Raw genomic sequence first — 2,408 nt, 5'->3', positions numbered from 1 at the left:
GTAAGCGGTAACCGAGCGGCGTTCTTGCCTACTTCGAGCGCGGGTGGAGATCGGATCGAAGCGGATTGGCCGCGAAGTGTTGCTTCCACAGCCTTGGGGTGAGTTGCGCGACATCGGCGGCAGGGTGCTGGCCGACGCGCTGGAGCACATCGACCAGATAGGCATAGGGGTCGATGTCGTGCAGGCGACAGGTGGCGATCAGGCTCTGCGCGATCCCCACGTATTTCGCGCCGACCTCGGTCCAGCAGAAGAGCCAGTTGCGGCGGCCCATCGGCACTACGCGTAGCGCCCGCTCGAGGTGGTTGGTGTCGATCGGCACCTCGGGGTCGGCGAGGTAGACCTCGAGGGCGGCCCGGCGCTCACGCACGTAGGCCAGGGCAGTGGTCAGCGGTGAGCTCGGCAGTAGCCCCTGGGATTCGAATTGGGCGCCGACCCAGTCGAAGAACCGGTCGACCATCGGCTTGGCCTGGGCGAGCCGGTATGCGCGGCGTGCCTCGCCGATGAGTTGTGCCTCACGGATGTGCTGCTCTACCGCGTAGAGCTGGCCGATCATCTCCAATGCCTGCGTCGCCCGTTCGGGCTCGATCGACTGGGCCTCGAAGAATTTTCTTCTCGAGTGCGCCCAGCATTGCGCGCGCGTGAGCCCGCATTTTTGTGCGTAACGTTCGTAGGCCGCGTAGCCGTCGGTGAGCAGCACCGCCCCCTCGGGCGGTGGGTCGGTCCCCAGGGTCTGCGCAATGTGTTTGCCACTACGCCCCTCGTGATAGGCGAAGCAGATTTCGTCGCGCTCGCCATACACCGGCCAGAAGTAGCCGCCCTTCATCTTCCCCGGGCCGGCGCGCCCGGCCTTGATCGGGGTCTCGTCCATCGCCTTGATGCGACTTGCGCGGATCGAGTCGAGCTGGGCCGTAAAGACCGGCTCGAGCAGCGCGAGCGCCGCGTGGGTGAGCTGCGTGAGCCACGGGCGCGAGACCCGGATGCCGTTGTCCCCGAGCCGCTGATGCTGGCGGTACAGCGGCTGGTGGTAGCAGAACTTGTCGGTGATGAGCCCGGCGATGAAGCTCACGTCGGCGCGGCTACCGTCGATCACCCCGGCGGGGGCCGCCGGGCAGTGGATCGTCTGCGTGTCGCGACGCTTGATGACCGGGCGCACGTACTTGAGGATCACGTAGCTGCCCGGGCGCTGCGCCAGACGGTGGCTCACCTTCTCGCCGATCACCTCGAACTGGTCGGTGGTGAGTCCATCGGTCTCGGGGTTGGCGAGCGTGATGGTCTCGATTGGGACGCGGGTCTCGTCGAAGAACAAGCCCGAGTCGTCCTTGTCGTTCGTGAAGTCGGTACGCGACACACGACGGGTGTGTCCCGCCACGGTCTTGCCGGGGAGGTCGGGCTGTGTGTCGGGGATCGGCAACTCGCCCAGATGCATCTGCGCCGGGTCTGGTGAAACCACGCGCTTCTCGCTCTTCTGGCCGAAGAGCTGGCGGCGGAACCACTCGAGCTGATGTTGGATGGTCTGCACTTGGCGCTGCAGATCCTCATGCGCCTGGGCCAGTTCGACGACGCGCTCGGGCGCCCACTGGGCGGCCTCGGCAAGGGTCGGAACGGGGGCGGAGTGCGGCGCGGGCATGGCGCATATTTTACCGTAGAACCCAGCATTCATGCGGGTTGCACGGCGTTTTCGGGCAGTCGGAAACGGCGCTTGGAGCGGACCGGCTCGATACCTTCGAGCAGCAGCTTGAGCCCGGTCCAGTCCATCTGGCGCGTGCAAACCTGCGCCCAGTTCGACACGAAACGCCCCTGTTCGAGGCGCTTGGCCCACACGCAGAATCCGGTGCGGTCCCAGTACAGCACCTTCATCTGCGTGCCGCGCCGGTTGATGAATACGAACAGCTCGCCCGAGAGCGGATCGCAGCCGAGCGCTTGGCGCGTGAGCGCGTACAGGCCGTCGAAGGATTTGCGCATGTCGACCGGGCGGCCATAGACATGGACCCGGACGGCGCCTTCGGGGAAGAACATCAGCCGCGCGACAGGTGAAGGATCACGCCGTCGCCCAGATCGAGTCGGAGCTCGAGCCGTCCCGTGCCGCCGAGTTTGAGCGTGCCGGCGTCGACGAAGCCGATGCGCTCCATCGCCGGCGCAGCGCACTGCGTACTCGGCTCGCCCAGCAGGCTACGCCAGCGCCGGAAGGTCGACTCGCTGAGCCCCTCACGGGCGCAGAACGGCTCGACCCCCAGCCCACTCTCGGCAAACCGCGCGATGACTGCTTGCCATTCCTGACGGCTACGCCGCCGCCACTTGTTGTTGGTCGCTGTCGCCCTGGTCACTGCCGGCTCCTCCCTGATGAATGTGGGAGGGATTGTTCCGCGCGGACGGGGGCTGGAGAAGGACGCCGCTCAGTGACCGGTTAC

At 66.5% G+C, this 2,408-nt stretch carries 3 protein-coding genes; all 3 read right to left on the bottom strand.

Annotated features, from left to right (window positions below):
• Nucleotides 1–28: 28 nt before the first annotated feature.
• The 3 genes from tnpC to tnpA are packed head-to-tail and all read right to left on the bottom strand — an operon-like array spanning nt 29 to nt 2,324.
• Complete coding sequence (gene tnpC, locus ACNKW1_RS15655) at nt 29–1,627, bottom strand: IS66 family transposase (protein ID WP_004254728.1); 1,599 nt, start codon at nt 1,625–1,627, stop codon at nt 29–31.
• Between the two features lie 29 nt (nt 1,628–1,656).
• Entirely contained in the window at nt 1,657–2,016 is a 360-nt protein-coding gene (tnpB, locus tag ACNKW1_RS15650) for an IS66 family insertion sequence element accessory protein TnpB (RefSeq protein ID WP_004254732.1), read from the bottom strand.
• A complete protein-coding gene (gene tnpA, locus ACNKW1_RS15645) occupies nt 2,016–2,324 on the bottom strand; it encodes an IS66 family insertion sequence element accessory protein TnpA (RefSeq protein WP_004254737.1) in 309 nt (102 codons plus the stop codon). The genes tnpB and tnpA overlap by 1 nt, the downstream gene beginning before the upstream one ends.
• Between the last annotated feature and the right edge of the window lie 84 nt (nt 2,325–2,408).

This window comes from Thauera sp. WH-2, from assembly GCF_048321015.1.
Taxonomy (GTDB): Bacteria; Pseudomonadota; Gammaproteobacteria; order Burkholderiales; family Rhodocyclaceae; genus Thauera.
Note: the sequence above shows the minus strand (reverse complement) of the source record. Positions and strands in the feature narration are given on the sequence as shown.